General features: G+C 35.6%; 18 protein-coding genes and 2 pseudogenes. 18 read left to right on the top strand and 2 right to left on the bottom strand.

Annotation, left to right across the window (positions count from 1 at the left end; genetic code table 11):
- The 15 genes from BM086_RS03595 to BM086_RS03525 all read left to right on the top strand — a co-directional run bounded on the left by BM086_RS03595 (window position 1) and on the right by BM086_RS03525 (window position 15,636).
- Entirely contained in the window at window positions 1-324 is a 324-nt protein-coding gene (locus tag BM086_RS03595) for a hypothetical protein (protein ID WP_092323595.1), read from the top strand.
- Complete coding sequence (locus BM086_RS03590; RefSeq protein WP_092323593.1) at window positions 314-2,794, top strand: Hsp70 family protein; 2,481 nt, start codon at window positions 314-316, stop codon at window positions 2,792-2,794. Before BM086_RS03595 ends, BM086_RS03590 begins: the two co-directional genes overlap by 11 nt.
- 16 nt (window positions 2,795-2,810) lie before the next feature.
- Window positions 2,811-4,265: an AAA family ATPase gene (locus tag BM086_RS03585; protein WP_092323590.1), complete on the top strand. Its 1,455-nt coding sequence runs from the start codon at window positions 2,811-2,813 to the stop codon at window positions 4,263-4,265.
- Between the two features lie 12 nt (window positions 4,266-4,277).
- Window positions 4,278-4,565, top strand: a complete 288-nt coding sequence (locus BM086_RS03580) for a hypothetical protein (RefSeq protein WP_141107692.1) — start codon at window positions 4,278-4,280, stop codon at window positions 4,563-4,565.
- 12 nt (window positions 4,566-4,577) lie between these two features.
- The gene (locus BM086_RS03575) at window positions 4,578-5,054 is read left to right on the top strand and encodes a hypothetical protein (protein ID WP_092323584.1); all 477 of its coding nucleotides are present in this window, start codon (window positions 4,578-4,580) and stop codon (window positions 5,052-5,054) included.
- 1 nt (window position 5,055) lies between these two features.
- Entirely contained in the window at window positions 5,056-6,294 is a 1,239-nt protein-coding gene (locus tag BM086_RS03570; RefSeq protein ID WP_092323582.1) for a hypothetical protein, read from the top strand.
- The gene (locus tag BM086_RS03565; protein ID WP_092323579.1) at window positions 6,287-7,360 is read left to right on the top strand and encodes a helix-turn-helix domain-containing protein; all 1,074 of its coding nucleotides are present in this window, start codon (window positions 6,287-6,289) and stop codon (window positions 7,358-7,360) included. The genes BM086_RS03570 and BM086_RS03565 overlap by 8 nt, the downstream gene beginning before the upstream one ends.
- Window position 7,361: 1 nt before the next feature.
- Complete coding sequence (locus BM086_RS03560) at window positions 7,362-7,907, top strand: FHA domain-containing protein (RefSeq protein WP_092323576.1); 546 nt, start codon at window positions 7,362-7,364, stop codon at window positions 7,905-7,907.
- Between the two features lie 9 nt (window positions 7,908-7,916).
- Window positions 7,917-9,605, top strand: a complete 1,689-nt coding sequence (locus BM086_RS03555) for a serine/threonine protein kinase (protein WP_092323573.1) — start codon at window positions 7,917-7,919, stop codon at window positions 9,603-9,605.
- Window positions 9,575-11,035 (top strand): protein kinase domain-containing protein, encoded by a 1,461-nt coding sequence (locus BM086_RS03550; protein ID WP_092323570.1) that lies wholly within the window; start codon window positions 9,575-9,577, stop codon window positions 11,033-11,035. The genes BM086_RS03555 and BM086_RS03550 overlap by 31 nt, the downstream gene beginning before the upstream one ends.
- A 104-nt stretch (window positions 11,036-11,139) precedes the next feature.
- Complete coding sequence (locus tag BM086_RS03545; RefSeq protein WP_092323567.1) at window positions 11,140-11,589, top strand: hypothetical protein; 450 nt, start codon at window positions 11,140-11,142, stop codon at window positions 11,587-11,589.
- A gap of 39 nt (window positions 11,590-11,628) precedes the next feature.
- A complete protein-coding gene (locus BM086_RS03540) occupies window positions 11,629-12,459 on the top strand; it encodes a hypothetical protein (RefSeq protein ID WP_092323564.1) in 831 nt (276 codons plus the stop codon).
- A 99-nt stretch (window positions 12,460-12,558) separates the two neighbouring features.
- Window positions 12,559-13,206, top strand: coding sequence for a hypothetical protein (locus BM086_RS03535; protein ID WP_141107691.1), 648 nt, complete (start codon window positions 12,559-12,561; stop codon window positions 13,204-13,206).
- Window positions 13,207-13,270: 64 nt separating this feature from the next.
- The gene (locus BM086_RS03530) at window positions 13,271-14,662 is read left to right on the top strand and encodes a hypothetical protein (RefSeq protein WP_141107690.1); all 1,392 of its coding nucleotides are present in this window, start codon (window positions 13,271-13,273) and stop codon (window positions 14,660-14,662) included.
- Window positions 14,663-14,778: 116 nt separating this feature from the next.
- The gene (locus tag BM086_RS03525; protein ID WP_092323555.1) at window positions 14,779-15,636 is read left to right on the top strand and encodes a hypothetical protein; all 858 of its coding nucleotides are present in this window, start codon (window positions 14,779-14,781) and stop codon (window positions 15,634-15,636) included.
- A 126-nt stretch (window positions 15,637-15,762) separates the two neighbouring features.
- Here BM086_RS03525 and BM086_RS03520 read toward each other — a convergent pair.
- A pseudogene (locus BM086_RS03520) lies at window positions 15,763-15,966 on the bottom strand (transposase); the annotation flags it as partial.
- Between the two features lie 7 nt (window positions 15,967-15,973).
- Here BM086_RS03520 and BM086_RS22030 point away from each other — a divergent pair.
- The 3 genes and pseudogenes from BM086_RS22030 to BM086_RS03510 all read left to right on the top strand — a co-directional run.
- Window positions 15,974-16,210 (top strand): annotated as a pseudogene (locus tag BM086_RS22030) (transposase); the annotation flags it as partial.
- Window positions 16,211-16,461: 251 nt separating this feature from the next.
- Complete coding sequence (locus BM086_RS03515) at window positions 16,462-17,013, top strand: hypothetical protein (protein WP_092323552.1); 552 nt, start codon at window positions 16,462-16,464, stop codon at window positions 17,011-17,013.
- 127 nt (window positions 17,014-17,140) lie between these two features.
- On the top strand, window positions 17,141-17,680 hold the full coding sequence (locus tag BM086_RS03510; RefSeq protein WP_175560083.1) for a helix-turn-helix domain-containing protein: 540 nt from the start codon (window positions 17,141-17,143) through the stop codon (window positions 17,678-17,680).
- A 160-nt stretch (window positions 17,681-17,840) separates the two neighbouring features.
- Here the strand turns inward: BM086_RS03510 and BM086_RS03505 are convergent, their stop codons facing one another.
- Window positions 17,841-18,854, bottom strand: coding sequence for a PD-(D/E)XK nuclease family transposase (locus tag BM086_RS03505; protein ID WP_092323545.1), 1,014 nt, complete (start codon window positions 18,852-18,854; stop codon window positions 17,841-17,843).
- Window positions 18,855-19,093 lie beyond the last annotated feature (239 nt).

Raw genomic sequence — 19,093 nt, 5'->3', positions numbered from 1 at the left:
ATGGAAATTGTAGAACTGGCGCTTGCTTATTGGCGATTAAAACGATGGGTTGATAAGACTGAAGTAGATAAGAAAACTTCTGCCTATAGTTCACTTAGAAAAATTGAGCGTTATCTGAATGAACAGGGAGTACAGCTTATTGGATATGATGGCCAGCTATATGATATAGGTCTGCCTGTTTCTGTTGCCGATGAGGATGAATATCTCAACTGTGACAAGGCAATTATTGAGCAGACTATTGAGCCGACAATACTTCTAGGAGAGACAATAGTACATTTTGGCAAAGTGCTTTTAATGAAGGAGAATGTGACTGATGAAAGCTAAATACGAGTGTGGAATAGATTTAGGAACAACAAATTCCTGTATAGCAATAATGAATGAAGAAAATAAACCTGAGGTCATTGAGAATAATACAGACAGGATGTATGTTACACCTTCAGTAGTGCAGGTAAGCAGGACCGGAAGGATAACTGTAGGACAGAGAGCTTATACATATCCGGATGGACGTTTTGTAAAAAAAGAGTTCAAAAGAGACATGGGAACTGATACAGTTTATGAATTTCCGGAATCAGGAAAAAAGATGACTCCGATTGAATTATCTGCAGAAGTATTAAAAGTTGTAAAAAGAGATGTGGAGGCAAGAATCGGTAAAGGCGTTTCCACTTCAGTAATCACAGTTCCTGCGGCATTTCAGGAATTACAGATAAAGGCTACCAAGGAAGCAGCAGGCTTAGCCGGATTTGAGCAAGTGATACTTTTACAGGAGCCGGTTGCGGCTGCAGTTGCTTATGGCGCTAAGGCAAGTGATGTCGGAGAAAACTGGCTTGTTTTTGATTACGGCGGAGGAACTTTGGATGTTGCTGTAGTGTCAACTAAAAATGGTGAATTGGCTGCTATAAATAATAAGGGTAATAACAGAATGGGAGGAAAGGATATAGATAGGGCTATCTATGAAAAAATAGTTCTTCCCGCAATTAAGGATAAATATCAAATCGTAAAAGACCTTAATGGTCAGGCTAAAGCTAAGGCTTTATTTGAAATTGAAAAATGCAAGATAGAGTTATCAAAAATCGAGCAGTCTATATTTGAATTGTTTGATGTGAAAGATGATAACGATGAAGAAATTGAGTTTGAACTTGAAATAACACGCAGACAGTTTGATGAAGCAATCGAGGAAATAGTTGATGAAACTATTGATATAGCAAGAGATGCACTTATAGGAGCACATTTAAAGGATAGCGATATTACAAAGATAATACTTGTAGGTGGTTCAACATATATTCCTTTGGTTCGTGAAAAACTCAAGGAGGAATTTAAAGTTGATCTTGATTGTTCTTGTGACCCAATGACAGTTGTAGCTATGGGTGCGGCTATGTTCGCATCTCAGAATTATATTGAAACTGCGGATGATCTTGATGCAGACTATCAGAATAATGGTGACGTCATAGGAGCGGAGTTTGAATATGATGAAAGTACTATTGAAAATAACGTTTCTATTATTGGAAGATTAACCAATTATATTCCGGGATCTGTAGATAAAATAAAGTTTAGCTCAAGAGAAAACGGTTTATGGCAAGGTGGCTGGTTAGAACTTCTGGATATAGATGCAGGAGTATTTGAATATGAGGTAAGTATTTATAACGCAAATGGTGAGAATACCTATGTTATGAGTGCTATAGATAGTACTGGAACAGTTGTTGGACTTAATGTTCAGCCAATTACTATTACTTATGGTGGGGGATTAAAGCTTGCAGCACCACCACTTCCTTTCAATATGGGAATCATGACCGCAGATGGCTCGGGAAATATAGTTGACTGGTTATTAAGGAAAAATACAAGACTTCCAAGTACAGGACGTGGAAACTACAGACTAAACAAAACTTTGAATCCCAAAGAAGAGGATGTATTTACATTAAAAGTATATGAAGGAGAAGATACATACAATCCCGAGGCTAATCATCTGATTGGTGATATAAAAGTGAACTCAAAGGATTTACCAAGAGCGCTGATTGAAGGCGAAGAGGTAGAGATTACTATAGATGTTGATATAAGCAGGGTAGTTACTGTTTCGGCATATATCCCTAAGTTTGATTTTATTTTGACTGAAGAAAAGATAATGGGTGGCCAGACGCAATATACCAGTTTTTCGAAAGAAATAGAAAAGGCCAGAGATGAGATACAGCATGCCAAAGGAAAAATCGAGAAACTTAAAAATGAAGGAAATGAAGTGGATGATTTTTCTGAGAAGTTAGAGAAGATTAAGCAAAAATCTGAAGAATTAGATGATCAATTTGATAATGATGATGCGCAGAATCTTTTAGATAATCTTCGTAAACTTGAATCGGAAATCATAAAAAAAGAGCGTGATACCAAGGAAAACACACAGAATAAACAGGAATTACAAAGAATATCACAGGTAGAAAAAAATATAGCTCAATATGGAAACGAGAGTGACAGGAAAACTTTTGAAAATTTGAAAAACAGATATCTGGCTGAGAAAAATGATTCAATAAGAGAGCACTTTTTTAATAAGATCAATGAATTAAACAACAAAGTTTTCTGGTCAAGCTTTGAGTGGCAGAAAGAGGAATATTATAGGTTTTATAAAGACAATAAAAATGCCAGATATAAAGATGAACAAAAGGCGAATTATTGGAACCAAAAAGCATATGAGGCCATATTAAATGAAGATAAAGAAGGCTTGAAAAATGCTTTAAATAGCTTAAAAGGTTTAGAAATACGTGACGATTCTAAAAAAGAAGAACAAAACGATCAGGCGGATATCAGGATTTAAAGAAATGAGGTAAAAAGTGTTAGAAGGTCGACAGGAAAAAATATTTAATGCAGCATATGATGCATATAATGAACTTTTGGGGTTTTGTATTGATTACGAGAATCAGATAATTAAGCCACAAGGATTGGATAATCTTAGCCTGGCAGCTATTTTTGATCTTCAACTTCAAAAGAAGTTGGTTGAGATCACATCAAGTTATGAGGATGAGCTTTCTGGTTCTGAGATGTTTTTTGTTGAACATATTATAAACAACAAAGATGAGCTTACCCAGGGGGTTGAGGGCTATAGAAAATTCATAAAGGGAGTATGCAGAGCAAATTATGAGAATATCTCCAAGGATGTTACGGGGAGCCTGGAGGATATTCCATACTGCGTTTTACTTGCTTTAAAGATGGATAATAACAGACATGATGAGTTTACAACTATTTTCTTTAAAGAATACATGACTATTCTTGATTGTTTCATATGCCTTGAAAGACAAAATGGTGAAAAACGTGAAGAGTGCATAAAAACTACATATTTTGCACTTGAAGAATATGTAAAGAGTAGGAATGTGAACTACAAGGGAATCGATAATAAATCCATTTTTGAAAAGTTTTGGTACTTGAAGGAAGAAAAGAAGCCTGAACAGGAAAGAGAAAAAAACTTGGAAGATCTCATTAAAGAATTGAATGAAATGATTGGACTTGATGGTGTAAAAGCCAATGTTCAGGAAATGCTTGAGCTATTAAAGGTCAGGAAAGAACGAGAGCGCAGAGGTATGGAAAACTCTGATATGTCTCTTCATATGGTTTTTACAGGAAATCCTGGAACAGGTAAAACGACTGTGGCAAGGCTGCTGGCCCAGATATATAAGAAAATGGGAATACTTGCAAAGGGCCAGCTGGTTGAAGCAGACAGGTCAAAGCTGGTTGGCGCGTATATTGGGCAATCAGAGAGAAACACAAAAGAAATTCTCAATCAGGCTATGGGCGGAATTCTTTTTATCGATGAAGCGTATGCGCTGTCTGATACAGAAAGTAGCAATGATTATGGTCGTGAAGTAATAAATATTTTACTCAAATCCATGGAGGATAATAGAGACAAACTTATAGTGATAGTTGCCGGGTATACAGGTAAGATGGATAAATTTTTATCATCAAATCCCGGATTAAAATCCCGTTTTAATACATTTATTCATTTTGAGGATTATACACCTGAAGAAATGCTGAAAATATTTAACTATACATGCAAAAAAGCCGGTTTTATACCTACTCCCAGCTGTAAAGATGCTGCAAAAGAAAAGATTAACAGATACTGTGCGCAGAAAACAGACAGATTTGCCAATGGCCGTGATGTAAGAAACTTATATGAGAAAATAGTCAGAAACCAGCATAAGCGTATAGCAGGTATGTATTCCGATCTAAGTGAAGTTTCTGAAACTGAGTTAAATCAGATAATTGGAGAAGATTTAACTGATGTTGAGTTTTAAAGGGCTATGAATATGGGAAGAGTAGAATATTTTAAACAATTAAGAGACAGTATAGTAAGTGCCAAAAAGAATGCGACTATAACGGTAGATGAGGCTACATATGGAGAAAAAATGCTCCATGAGCTTTTGCCATATCTGGCAAACAGACTTGATATTTCAGTTGAGGTTGTTTTTTCTTTTGACAATGAAAAATATAAATCTCGTATTCCTGCAGGTACTGTTATTACCAGGTACATAGGTGAAAAGAATATTACAAATATTGATAAGTTGGTTGAAGATTTTAATGGAATGCTTGTTTGAAAGGATGATTTTATGCTGGCTATAGCACTTATTTTGGGACTTTATCCCTGTTATAAATTTGCCCAGAAGATGGGATATGTATGGAGTATCGTTGCTTTTTTTCTTGGGGCTGTTGGCTTTTGCACTGTTGTTATTGAAAAAAACATTGAAAGTAATGCACCTATTACTCGCTTTTTTGAAAGCCAGTTCGGGAATTTATTCGCTAATCTGGTAGATAAGATAGAATTTGCATACATTACTCCTTCTGTATTTGGAGTTTTAAAGATGTTGGCCATAATTGCATCTTTGTGGTTCGTGCTTCTGTTAGGCGGCTTCTGTGTGTCAGCAGAGTTTATTCTAATCGTTATTCTGGCAAGTGTTTTGCATTCATTTTATAGGTCAAGAAAAGATATTAAAGAAAAGTATGCCAATAAACATTACTATCTTAGCGAGCCTATTGTAATACAGGTGATTTCTGATGATTGTAGCAATATGAGAGGTTCAGTGTGACATGAAATATACTGTCGAAGAAAATATAAAAGACTTTGTTGTAGATGAACAGCAATCATACAAAATTGTACTTTCGAGCTTAGATTATGAAAAGGGAATGCTTAAGTTTGTGTTATGCAATAATCTGGCGGATACTATTTCTTTTCGCAAAGGAAAGATTACATATGGAGATAATGTTGTTCTTGCCAAGATGGATCATGATCCATTAAAAGTGGAAGAGACAATAGTTTGTTCTCCGAGAGAAATTACCAATATAGATGTTGAAGTAGAAAAGATTAGAGAAAAAGAAAATTTTGCTTTGATTTTTTCCTTTGCTATCAAATTAACTGGCAGTGAATATTATAGATATGACCTGAGCCTTGCGGTTGATTTTGACTTTGATAGCATAGATCTGGGCACTGAACGAATGCTTGGAGCAGATATGGAAGAAATGCCGGCAGCATCTGACAATTTTAATATTGATCAGATGCAGTTTGCTACATTGGATCAGAAGATAGATTCAATGGTCAGAACAGTAAAAGATAAATCAGCGCTTCTTAAAGCTTTGGAAATAAGAAACGGCGGGGAAGAATATAACCTGGAAAAGCTCGGTTTATTTTACAAGAATATCAAGGATGATAATAACTATCTCTACAATATGAAACAACTTGTTGCAATGAATAACAGGGTAGGTTTTGCAGAACTTGCAGAGTATTATATAAAGCCACGAAAGAGCCAGGAGGAAAGAAGCGAAGGATATAAATATGCGTGCAAGCTGGAAAAAATGAATGATCCTGTTGGAACCTTCTGGAAAGGATACGCAAGGATAAATGGTATCGGAGTATACAGAAGTATCCCCAAAGGAGCAGATTCACTGCAACAATTCATAGATAGCCCAGGGGATAATGATGAAAAGGTCAAAGAAGCAAAGAGAATTTTATCCAGTGCTTATACTGACCATTACCCCTATGATCTGGATAAATTAAATATTGCACAAAGATATATAGAAGATCTTAATCTGGAAAGCACAAATGTAAAAAAACTCATTAATGCTGTTAACAAAAAGAAAAAAGAGCGTAAATGGAAGACTGTTTTTGTAATGGTGCTTTTATTGCTTTTGTTTACAGTTGGTAAATATTTCAATAACAATATGCCGGTTATCAGATTTGATAGTTCAACTACTTTTGGACCTACAACATCTACAGAAGACGAAGACATGAATTCGGATGATGGCTCAAGCCAGGAAAGTTATGATGAGTAACGAAAATAATTATGAATATACAGAAATAGTTTCATCCATGCTGGAAAGCTGTGATGACTTGATGAATCTGGATGAAATAATCTCTAATCTTTACGAGCAGAAGTCTCGTTGGGAGAAAAAGAGTAAAGAAGTATTCGATGATTTACTGAAGGGACAGTTATTAAAAAAAGCAAAGTATTCAAAAACTTCACTGGCAGCAGTAATTGGATGTTCCAGGCCAACACTTGACTCGTGGCTAAAGGGAATTATTCCATCTAGGGAGAATATGATTCGCATTGGATTGGTTGCCGGATACGATCTGAATCAAATAAATGAGTTACTAACTAAGTACGGATTTTATCAGGAATTGTATCCGAAAATTCTTTCCGACTGTGTTTGTTTGTTCGTAATCAATACATATAACGAGAAGCGTTGTGAACAGTATAGAAGGATACTTGGCGAATTAGAGAAGAGTATTACAGATAATTCTCCGGAAGAAGTGGAAATAGATACTGAATACTTCGGGGCAATGGTCTCAGATATTGAGGCTGAGGTTGAGCTGGTAAAATTCATTTCAGAGAATATTGGAACATTTAAGAATACTTATCATCGTCTATATGCCTATGTCCATGCATTGTTTTATGGGGCGGAGGATAGTGAAAAATCCGGGCTTTTTGGAATTGATGGAATGTATGCGAATTCACCCATTTATGGTATTGCTGATGAACAGAAGTGGTCAGCATCACTTAAAAGAGCTGTTTCAGAAATCCAAAATAGGAAATGGATTCCAACGAGAGAAAAGATAATTTCATTAGGAATTCATTTAAATATGTATCGCGTAGATATTGATGAGATGCTTCGCAGAGCCCACATGAAAGAACTATATGCGAAGAATGTTTTTGAAGCTTTGATCATTTTTATTACGGAGAGTGCAGATTTAGAAGGCCTATATGATCCGGATGAAGATGGTGAGGTCTCCCAATATGCACTGCTTAACTATGCGTATGATATTTTGAACAAATATCGTAAATATCCGGAAATAGAGCGGTTTTTTAATGAAATAACAAGGGTGGATGAGGAAGAATAATATGATAAAAGAGCATACCCTTTTGGTAATTGAAAACGGATTAACGCATGTATATAAATTAGATAACCGTGCCCAATGGAAGATTGGGCGCCCATCAGCAGGAAATGATCCGGATATTAAACTATATTTGCCAACTATAAGTCGCAGGCATGGTATGTTTGCAAATATTGATGGATATTGGTTTTTCTTTAATGAAAGTGATGAGAGGCGAACTGCATACAACGCAAATTACATTCGAAGCGGATATGGGGGAAGAAAACGCCCTATTATGCTAAGTGACAAGGACTGTCTTGTGTTTGGCGGTTCTGTCTATGATATGGAAAGCAATGCCAATGTGGTATCTTTCTTTTTTGATAAGTCATTTGATGGAGATTGGAGAACTATTGATGCAAAGAATACTGATTGCTTTGCGATAAAGTGTGATGGGATAACAGACAGATTTCAGAATCCAACATGTGGTTTATTAGTGGATAGTAAAAGCGGGCGCGCTATATATCTGGGTGACTATGTCTATATAACCGGAAAAGTGGAGTTTATGGAGATTTGAGGAGAAAAGGTGGGAACGGAAAGCTATCTTGATGACGTGCTGTCACAACTAAATAATAGGGGCTTTTTATTTTCTGGATATCATCTTTCATATGTAGACAAGAAACCTATTATTCTTGGGCAAGGTGGTTCATCACGAATATATCAGATGGAGCAGGACTCTAATGAAGAGCGGAAATATGCATTAAAAGTAATATTCATGGATGCAGCTCCAAGCCGTGATTTTAAAGCTGAGATAAATTTGCAAAGTCAGGTAAGTGCTGCAAGTGACAATGTAGTAAGTATTATTGCGGCAGTAGAATATAGGATAATTCTTGATTACGAAGGCAATATAGAAAAAGTATTACTGAACGATGCTGAAAGCAATAATGCACATATTCATTTACAGATGATCCTAATGGAAAAGCTGGAACCAATTATGTATATCAATAAGTTTCATAAAGCTGCAATAAGGCGTGAGGAATTGACCACAGAAGAAGGCGTAATAAAGATGGCTGGGGATATTTCTAAGGCATTGATGGTTGCGCATAGTATAGGAATTTTGCATCGCGATGTGAAGCTTGAAAATATCTTTTGGGATGAAAAGAATATGTGCTACAAATTGGGGGATTTTGGTATTGCTACAGTTCAGATTACAAATCGCACAATGACACGATTGGGCTCTGCGGGGTATGTGGCACCTGAAGTGCTGAATACTATGAATAAGGCATATTACAACGAAATGGCAGATATATATTCCTTTGGAATGTGTTTGTATGTTCTGCTTAATGAACTTCGATTTCCTGGATCAAATGGTTATCATCCTTCAGGAAGACAATATGAAAATGATTTTATATTGCCGGCTCCGGTGAATGCATCTGAGCAGATGGCTTGTATCATTCGTACTCTCTGTGCATTTGATTTAAATGATCGTTATCCTTCCATGGAAGCGGTAATGGTTGAAATTAATGGTTTGAAACATCATGAAGAAATGATTACAGATGTTGATGTTGAGCATAATGATAATGAAGAGACAGTTTGTATAGACGAAGAAACGATTTGCAAAGATAACTCAAATATAAAGAATCTGAGAGAACAGCCTAATATTCAGTCAAACGCTTTACAAAATGAGAATTCAAAGCGATTACTTTTGATTGAAGAGAAGCATCGTAACAAGATTGATTATAGAAAAAAGGAAATACTGTATGTGGCTTTGATGATGCCGCTGTTTGTTGTATTGCTGGCAGAGGTGGCAAGAATAACGTGGGATGGTTATGCGCATCATAATTACGAAGGAATAATGGTTGCAATATATGTTTGTATATTGTCATTGACTCCTTCTGTAATGATTGCTGTTGTGCCGGGAGCACTTCTGGCCATTCCTCTTGAATATACGTTTACGCACTATGTTCCGAAAGCAGTTTATTTTTTTATTGTTACTATATTGATTATTTTGATACAGAGATTGATGAATTACCGCATAAAGTTCAAACAGGGAAATATAATTCTATTATTTTACTATCGATTGTTCAGGTACTTATTGCCATTGATATTGATGGTGATACTATTTCGAAGCCCTGAGTATTATGGTGCCAGAAAGAGCATACTTCACAGAGATTATGTTGAGTATTTCTTTCGATTGTGCGGTATGTTGACAATGATCGTTTGTTTGATTAGGGATTTATACAAATGGATACGAGCTGGACAAAAAAAGAAATAGAGGAAATATTATGGCAACTGGATAAAATGCAGTTGCCGTTTACGAATAGCTCTATATTTTTTTCGAATCAAAATAAAGAATTAGGTGAAGGCGGATCGGGCTATGTATTCGATTGCTATAGACGCCGTGATGGAAAATGTGAAGGAGTAATAAAAGTAATTGGCTTTAAAGACTTTGCTGATTACATAGGAATCCATCGAGAAACTATGTTGCAACAAGAGGTTGCAAGGCAATGTAAAAATGTAGTTAAGATCTATGAAGCTGTTTGTCTTAAGCTGTGGCTCAATGAAGATGGACAGGTTACAAAGACACAAATAATGCAGAAAGAGTCAGCTAAAGATGAATTTAAATATGACTGTAACTGTATTACTCTTGCATTTATTCGTATGGAAAAACTTCAACCGGTCATATATAAAGATGAGTCCGGTAAGATAAAGTGTTTTAATAATGAGCTTATCAGTAAAACTAATGAAGAGGTAATGAAGCTTTTTTATGACACTGCATGTGCGGTTGAAGCAGCACACAAACGCAAAATATTACATGGAGACATAAAGCTGGAAAACATATTTTATGACAAAGTGCATAAAATATATAAGTTGGGCGATTTCGGAAGTGCAGTACAAACTGAATTTGGAGTCGCAAAAGTTGCGGGGTATACGAATGGATATGTCGCTCCGGAGGTTTATAACTGCACTGTAAGGAAATTTGATGCTGCTGCAGATATCTATTCACTTGGCATGGCTATTTATATTCTTCGAAATCAATTGGTTAAGATTGGATCGAGTAATTATAGTCCAAACTTAGAATTGCAATATCAGGAAGATTATGTTTTAGAAAAGCCTGTAAACGATAGTGAAGATGATGATTACTTGTATATGATACTTAGAAAAATGTGCAGCTACCATCCTGCAGACCGTCCTAAGAAAATGAGAGATATTATCGGGATGATAGTGGGTATCATGGTCAGGCCATGGTATGGGATGCAGGTTAAGCACATTTGGAGTTATGTTATTTTTGGAATATTGCTCATTGCTAAAGGGGCAATAAGTGGAATGGGAGAATATCAGCCATGGCTGACCGAAAGTGCAGTTTTGGGATTTGTGGTATGCATAAAGGCAGCTTCCCTATGCATACGTAACAGAAAGATATATCGATGTTTATATTTGTTTCGAAAAATTGATATGACATACCTTTTATCAATACTTGCAATAGAAGCATGGAATATTGGGGGGACGTGCATTCTATTTTCAGATATCATTCATGGAACTGATTATTTTTATGTAGATGCTCCGAGATGCTTGTTTTGGATAACTGTAATTGAATTTACTCTGTTACTTAGTCTGGATAAGTTAAAAAAAGATGCACAGGATTTATATTGTGAATGGAGTAGATTTTTATTTTTAGCAAAAGAGGAGTGGAGAAAACTTTGAAATTTTAAATTGTAAAGTTTACTTAAAAAAACGACCTCGAGGATGAGCTAAGATATTTTCATCAAGTAATTATTGTTTTAGTTCATAGAAAGAGGTTTACAAAAATGAGAAAGATTATTGGAAAAGAAATAACAAGTAATGCAATGGCACAGGAGTATGTTGATGGTTTTGTGAAGAGGCTGATTAAGATTGTAATTGCTTTTGCACTTTCCTTTGCACCTATATTTTTGATTGGTAAGATAGAATTTTCTGAATCATCAATTTGGGCAGTGATACTGGTTGCTCTAATAGCTTTGATCTGGTGGCTGATTGGCATTGATAAGATAATGTATCTTCTTAAATTGATACCTTACTCTGCGAAGAAGGGATGGAAAATGGGTAAAGATTTCCATTCAATCATAGCAGCTTGCGTTTTGGGTTATTGCTTCTGGGGAGCGGTTATTTCGTATATAGTTACAGCTTATGTATTCGTTCTAATGGTTGGAGTAGCAATAACAGGTATTCATGTACTGATGGGATATTTCAACGCCAGGAAGTATTTGGCAGAAGCGTAATGTTGTTTGTGTGTTGTGAGAATTATAGGGAATAATGTAATGAAAAAGAATTCATTGAAAGTATTATCGTGTTTAGCATGTATTTGTTGCGCATTGGTTATCTGTCCTGCATTAAATGTTCAAGCAAAAAAAGGATGGGTTAAAGTTCAGGAATGTAGCCCTGGCGCTCCAGTTATTTATAGTGAATATGAAATTCCGGATGATCCATATGTACGTCTGAACAATTGTATCCAATGGCTCAGAGAACAGGGATGGAGTGAAGAACATATTGCAGTCGGAATCCCTCAGGTATTGGAAAGTCTTGGCTTACCGCCTGAAGCAAATCCATATAAGAAGAAAACTCCCAAGTATACTCAAGAGCAGATAGATGCAGCCTGGGAGGAAGCCTCAAGGACAGAGGCTACTTGCACTAAAGGAACTACTGTAGAGTACAAGAATTCACTTACTGGCAAGACCAAAACTGAGGAAATATCAGGTCCTATCGACCATGCTTATGAAAAGACTACAACTGAGTCAACATGTATATCAGAAGGTTTTGATACATTCACATGCTCAGTCTGCGGAGATTCTTATGAAGAGGTGCTTCCTGCAGTAGGACACAGTTACGAAAAAGTAACTGTGGATCCAACCTGTATTGCTGACGGAACTGATACTTACACATGTACTACATGTGGAGATTCATATAAGGAAAGTATTCCGGCACTTGGCCATTCTGAAGGAGAAGCTGTGATTTCAAAGAAGCCTAGAGCTTTTTCTGAAGGTGAGCAGACTATTAGCTGCATTACTTGCGGAGAAGTGCTGGAAAGTATTATTCTTCCCCAGAAATTTCCGCTCTCAATAAAACTACTATTATTGGTGGTGCTGCGTTGATAGCTTGTATTTGCTGCTTGATTGCAGGATGTCGAGCTACTAGACGATATAAGAAAGTAGATATTGTTCAAGAAAATGTTTGAAGTAGAGGATATAAAGGTGAAAAGAACAGTTATAACAATGATTACCGCATGTATATGCTTGGTTACAGCATGTGGATTAAATAAGAATAGTTGGTTTAATGAAAATGGTTTTACAATTTCGGAGCAAGGAAATTATATATTACATACTTCTCAGAATGATGGCGAAGTTGATACAGGTATGGTAGATGTACCATTTAGCGTTTCGATATCCGAATCAACAGATGATGTTGAGCCCGGAATGAAGAAAGTTGTTTTCAAGTTGGTTCTTGATACAAGTCAAAAAACTGATGCCGAGATTAGTTGGCGTGATATAGTTTTTGATCGGGATACTGGTGCTATTTTTCACAGCGTGGCTGATGAAAATGGAAATATAGACTTTTCATTGCCACGTCAAATAACATCTGATGGAAAAACATTTGATATTTATTACAAGGATGAACCATTATATGACTATGCTAATAATGTCTATACATTCACCGAAACACTTATTTGCCCTGAATCATATAATGGCGCTGCATATTATGTTGGCTATTTTGACAAGAAATATTTGAATGAAATGATGGATAAATACTCAGAAGAGACATTTACTTGGAATCTTGGTGATTATGCAGGAGTAGGAGATCATCCTGATTCTCAGTATTTTTTCAGTGCTAACAATGAATAATTTTAATAAGTTAATAAATCGAATATGAAAGGATTAGTGTGTGGGAACACATTGGATAAATAATATGAAAAAAAGAATTTTAATTACGTGCATAATGAGCATGTCTCTTATGCTTTTATCTGCCTGTGGAGGTAATAATAAGGTTGATCAGACAGAGAAAGAAATCAATGAGTTTTTTGAGAATGAATTAACTGATGAAGATAAAGAAGTTCTAAATGAGATTGCTTCTGAGCTTGAAAAGGATTTAAATTCAGAGGAACAAACTGGTAACGAAACTGATGAAAATATGTATTCATCTGATTTTGAGCCACTTCCAGAGATAATAAATGCGTCATATACAGATGGAAAAGTGCAAGTTGGAAAAGATATGATTTTTCAGCTTCATTCAATGACATTTGCTGATGTGAACAAAATAATAAACGAAAGCAGCGAAGCAAGTAGGTATGAATGGGAAGAATACGATAAATATGTTCCGGAACAGGAACGTATTACCTTAAAGCTTGACGGAAAAAACTATTTGGTATTTCATTTTGCAAATACTATTGATTATGGTAATGCAAAGATCAAAATTGATGATTGTCGTCTAAACTATATTCAATCATGGAATTATCCAGGAACAGTTTATTATGCTGGTGGTATAAGAAGTGATGGTAAAGATATCAATTTCGATAATATAGAATCACTCTTTGAAGGGTATGAGAATGGAAGTGAGTATATCGGAGATTCTATTACTCCCTTCGGAGCAGGAAGTAGACCGAATACATGGACATACAGCGATTGGACAGGACTTCAAGGACATTCGGGGTATGATTTGAGTGTAGTATCTGAATATGGTTTTAGCAGAGAGTATTTTCAAACTTGTTATTATCCGTATATATACAACTATCATTTTTATATCGATTTATCTACTGGAGAATGTGATTCTGTTGAAATGTCCTTTGTTTCAAGTGGTGTATCTTACGAGGATTTAGGTTTGAATCATGAAAACTATATAGTTGATGATAATTCAGTAGATAATAATGCTGAATCAGATGATACAGACGAGGCTGAAGAAGACTCATCTGATAGCACTACGGAAATCTGGGGAGACATCAGCGTTAAAGAATATGTTGATGAAGAATTTGGTATACATTTTTATCTTCCAAGTGAGCTTGAAGTAACAACCAAAGAACCACTTTATAATTCCGGACTTGTAAATAAAGCATATTATGTTACAGGTATGGGGATGAACAACGAATATCTGTGCCAAGCTGAAAAATGTAGCGATTCAGTTTATGAGAATAGTGATGCTCCTGAAGATGAGCTATATGGTGAGATAGATCATAAAAATGGATATCATTATTCAATAAATTTCTGGGATCCCGAGACTCAGTACAATATTCAGTTGTCAGATGCAATGGTAAAAATTATCAGCACATATAGACAGAAAATATTGGACTCAGCATGGGTTGAGTAAAGAGGAAAAAGAAGGATGTTCAGGTGCTGATTGGATTATTGTATTCCGGAAAGCATTTGCAGAAGTATAGTAATATCATTGAAAAATGAGTATTTTAATAGAAATGGAGAAAATGAATGAAAAAGCTAAAAAAAATTTTGTTACTGTTGTCTGTGTTTGTTTTGATTTCTTTAAACTGTAACAGCATAACTTCCTATGCTGCAACTGGAAAACCTACCGGAAAAATATCTGATGTGAAAGGCAAGAACCATAATTTTAATTCAGCCACCAAAATTCCGGTTAAGAAATATGTTCAGGGAAGAGTGGAAAATAATTCATATTCAAATTCAGATTATTATAAATACAAGTCTACTGAAAAGGGTTATGTTCAGTTCAATATCTCTAGAATAAAAAAGAATTATAGACATCTTTCATTATATGTTTATGATTCAAATAATAGACTATTATGGGAAGATAGTCTCATAGATAATGTTACAACTACATTTAAATTGAACTTTAAAAAAGGGACAACATACTATTTAAAAGTTGAAACAAGAGGATACGCTAATACATATGCTGATAAATATGATGAGTACTTGATCTGGGCTGTTGAGACAAAATCACCATATATGGAAGTGGAAAAAAATGATAATTTTGTTAAAGCCAGTGCACTTGCTTTGAATAAGAATAATTCCGGAATAATAATGGATGGAAGTGATGAGGATTATTTTCAGTTCAAAGCGCCTGAAAATGGCACTTATAGATTTACATTCAGTTATACGACAGGAGAAAGTATAGGCTATGGTTGGAATATGTATTTCTATAATCAAGATGGGGATGAGTTAAAAAAGAAAGAAAGCGTGATGACAAGGACTACATTTTCCAAAAAAATGAAAAAGGGAGAAACAGCTTATATAATCATAACAAATTCAAATTATACTTATAATGTTCCAATTTGGGGAGAATTATATACTATAAAGGTAACTAAAAAGTAATGCACATATAACGCTAAAATATAATAGCATTTTTATAATTATAATAAAACGTACCAGTTAAGCTTTGGCGATAATAGCTATTTGCACGAATAACATCTATTCCAAATGAGATAGAGGTTTAAATCGTTAATCTGAAAGTCTGCCAGGATACATGATTGAAAGTTCACCGCGAACTCTACCCCAGTTTCTGATTGGCATGATCCACTTCTTGGTAACCTCAAATGTAGCAAGATAAAGAGCCTTCATCAGCGCCTGAGGGCTAGGAAATACAGCTCTTTGCTTGTTCAGTCTGCGATAGCATGAATTCAGGCTTTTAATCGCGTTAGTCGTGCTATGACGATATCTTTATAGCACGACAAATGCCATTGAATCTGTTAATTCCAGCTTCAGAAAAGTCACCAAGAAGGGATCATTCCCTAGCGAAGATTCTGTTTTAAAAGCTTTGTGCCTTCGTATTACTGAGCTTTACAAGAAATGGAATAATCGTCCGGTATTCAACTGGGCGCTTGTCAGAAACCAGCTTGCAATGGATGAAGTTATACAAAAACGTATTATGCGTTACGAAAAATACTGATAATGCTTATTAAGGAGCACCATCGATGAAGTTTATCAAGATGAAGAATACATCTGCACTCGCCCCAAGGAATGTCCCCTGATGAAGCCCGTAAATTTGCGCTAAATTATTATGGAGGGGACAAACATGATAACTGCTCCGAAAGTAGTGGTCTTATTCTTGATGAGGAGTTTCTTAAAGATCCCGCTGGTCTTCCCTTTTAAATTACTTATTACTCTTAACAATCTAATAAATGATTAAGGATACATCATATGAAAACAACAATAATATCATTCAGTTCAAGGCCTAACGGAAACTGCGCTCAGATAGGGAAACTGATTCAAACAATGAATTCAGAGTCGGTGTTGTATGATTTTTCAGAGTTTGAAATTCGTGCATGTGGCAGATGCAATTATGAGTGTTTCAAAGAGCGTGAAGCTTGCGCATATATTGATGACATGGAATTCAAACTTTTAGAAACAATTACTCAAAGCGATGTGGCCTATTTTATTTTGCCTAACTACTGTGATTACCCATGTGCGAATTACTTTATTTTTAATGAACGTAGCCAGTGTTATTTTCAATGCAGACCAGAAATTCTTGGTGCGTATCTACATGTTCCTAAACGCTGTATTGTTCTCAGCAATACTAATGAAGAAAATTTTATAAAAGCACTGGCTTATCAAACAGAGAGTAACCCAGATATACTTTTCTTGTCCGCCAAAAAGTTCGGCAAAAAAAGTATTAATGGTGACTTGCTGACAGTTGAAAAAGCTGTTGATGATATAACCAAGTTTGTAAAAGCAGCAGTGATTGGCAGATAAAAATAGCATTTGGCATCGCCACCATCGGGTTACCGCTTAGTAATTCATTATAAGAAAGAAAAATGAATACAAATCAAGTGAAACACTGAAAAATATAGGTTATACTTGAGTTATGAGAGGTATTCATATGGTTGAGGAAGTTTTAAAATACAGACTAAAAGAGCTAAGAAAATCTCACAACATAACACAGGCGGCTTTGGCAAGCGACATCGGTGTCTCAGAGAGTACCATTTCCAAATGGGAAAGTGGAAATGCTATCCCAGACATAGAAATGCTCTGCACTTTATCTGAATACTTTGATGTGTCTATCGATGAACTGCTAGATAGAAATGCACTACTTAAACGAAAAATCAGTGACTGGCATTTGCAGAATAAAGAAAAACAACCTTATACAAGCAATACTGAATTATTAGGCTCTCTGATCAATGCTGATGATCTGCTTATACAGTTGGTTTTAAAAAAGCTTGAATTAGCTGATGTTATCAGCATTATCGCAGGCTCTTCATATGCTGTTTGTAATAGGATTTTTTCAAATTTATCTCTTAAGGTATCTGGATTTGTCGTAGACCATCTTCCAGAGACTGCCATTGATGAAAATGAGATTATCCGTACAGAAAACAAAGTCTTGGAAATCATCGAAGACATTAAAACAAGGGTATCAAAGTAATACCTTTGTTAACCTTAATAAAATAAAAAAACTTACACACTTAACTTGACACACTCTTTTAATAATTTTAAATAAAAACGTACCAGCGAGTATTGGGTGATAACCACCGATTCGCCGGTACGTTTTTTTGATAATCATCGAGTGATTTTATTTGGAAAAATCATAGTTCACCATATTTTTCTTTGTACTTCTGTAAAATTGCGTTCATATCAGAAATGGTCTGATATTTATTAGTGATAGTTGCGTTCATATCAGAAATGGTCTGATCTTTATTAGTGATAGTTGCGTTCATATCGGCAATTGTCTGATCCTTCTGAGCAATTGTTTCATTCTTTTGGGCAATAGTTTCTTTCTGCTTAGCCATTGTATCAGCATTATCTGCTAACATTTTGCCTTGCTCCTCAATAATGGGGTTGAGCTTTTCTTCCGCGTCAGTATATCCGGCAACGTACTGCGAAGCACTCTGTTCGCGATAACGTCGCTGTCCTTCCAGAATTTCCCTGGTCTGATCATCAGTATTTATTGTATAAATCAAGTTCCCCACCTCCTCGATAGCTTCATTATCCTTGGCAAGAACTCTAAATTCTTCCCATGTCGTGGCATTAAATAACTTGGCCCAATAAACAAGGTCGTTAGCAATATCATCATCAGTTGCAAGTTCTGTGTGATTTAATTGTAGCACGTTAAGAGCTATATTTTTAGTATAAGGTTTAAATGTCTTTGTGTTCAGTAGCATAAATTTTGAATAGAATTCCGGACTGTCAAGGAATAAATCCTGGTTGGTTATACAAAAATGTGTTGTAGGCTTTAAAAGGGAGTAATTATCACCTTCTTTTATGCAATCATAGGCTCTGCATAGGTAAAGTACAGACCTTGGAATCCAGTATTTATCTGTATACATCTGTAGTTCAATGTTCAGTATTTCTCCATTATTAAGCAGAAGCTTTAAATCCATGACTGTTTCTTTTTTTAGGGAATTAAGGTCAATTGGGTTTTCAACCTTAATGTCGAGCACGTCTGAAATCTTTATACCCTTGAGAGAGCATACAAGCCGTATCAATGCGCGTTTTGACTGCTGCATTACGTAGTGAAGAACCAGATCACTGGTGAGTGAGAATTCGATTGTTCCTGTTGCGTTCTGATAGGAACGATTGTTGAGTTTACTTTTGTTCATTAAAAATCCTTTCAAAAAAAATTGGAAAATGCAGCGAAATCGCTGACTATGTCACGAATGTGACATCCTGCTCTGAATGGAGCACGAAAATGAGTATACCATTTTCATTATTATTTTGGCAAGATGAAATTTTAAAATGGTATGAAATGTGAATCAGACATTGTATCATTAGCGAAAAAATCTTGAATGATAATATAGCTGCATAGTATAATAACAGTTGCTTTTGTGCTCACAATTGC

Source organism: Butyrivibrio sp. YAB3001 (genome assembly GCF_900112195.1).
Taxonomy (GTDB): Bacteria; Bacillota; Clostridia; order Lachnospirales; family Lachnospiraceae; genus Butyrivibrio.
Note: the sequence above shows the minus strand (reverse complement) of the source record. Positions and strands in the feature narration are given on the sequence as shown.

Bases quoted from the DNA above. Each gene is read 5' to 3' on its own strand.
- BM086_RS03590 (WP_092323593.1), top strand. From the start codon at position 314: ATGAAAGCTAAATACGAGTGTGGAATAGATTTAGGAACAACAAATTCC.
- BM086_RS03560 (WP_092323576.1), top strand. From the start codon at position 7,362: ATGATAAAAGAGCATACCCTTTTGGTAATTGAAAACGGATTAACGCAT.
- BM086_RS03530 (WP_141107690.1), top strand. From the start codon at position 13,271: ATGAAAAAAAGAATTTTAATTACGTGCATAATGAGCATGTCTCTTATG.
- BM086_RS03540 (WP_092323564.1), top strand. From the start codon at position 11,629: ATGAAAAAGAATTCATTGAAAGTATTATCGTGTTTAGCATGTATTTGT.
- BM086_RS03525 (WP_092323555.1), top strand. From the start codon at position 14,779: ATGAAAAAGCTAAAAAAAATTTTGTTACTGTTGTCTGTGTTTGTTTTG.
- BM086_RS03515 (WP_092323552.1), top strand. From the start codon at position 16,462: ATGAAAACAACAATAATATCATTCAGTTCAAGGCCTAACGGAAACTGC.
- BM086_RS03595 (WP_092323595.1), top strand. From the start codon at position 1: ATGGAAATTGTAGAACTGGCGCTTGCTTATTGGCGATTAAAACGATGG.
- BM086_RS03565 (WP_092323579.1), top strand. From the start codon at position 6,287: ATGAGTAACGAAAATAATTATGAATATACAGAAATAGTTTCATCCATG.
- BM086_RS03580 (WP_141107692.1), top strand. From the start codon at position 4,278: ATGGGAAGAGTAGAATATTTTAAACAATTAAGAGACAGTATAGTAAGT.
- BM086_RS03510 (WP_175560083.1), top strand. From the start codon at position 17,141: ATGGTTGAGGAAGTTTTAAAATACAGACTAAAAGAGCTAAGAAAATCT.
- BM086_RS03575 (WP_092323584.1), top strand. From the start codon at position 4,578: ATGCTGGCTATAGCACTTATTTTGGGACTTTATCCCTGTTATAAATTT.
- BM086_RS03570 (WP_092323582.1), top strand. From the start codon at position 5,056: ATGAAATATACTGTCGAAGAAAATATAAAAGACTTTGTTGTAGATGAA.
- BM086_RS03505 (WP_092323545.1), bottom strand. From the start codon at position 18,854: ATGAACAAAAGTAAACTCAACAATCGTTCCTATCAGAACGCAACAGGA.
- BM086_RS03545 (WP_092323567.1), top strand. From the start codon at position 11,140: ATGAGAAAGATTATTGGAAAAGAAATAACAAGTAATGCAATGGCACAG.
- BM086_RS03550 (WP_092323570.1), top strand. From the start codon at position 9,575: ATGGATACGAGCTGGACAAAAAAAGAAATAGAGGAAATATTATGGCAA.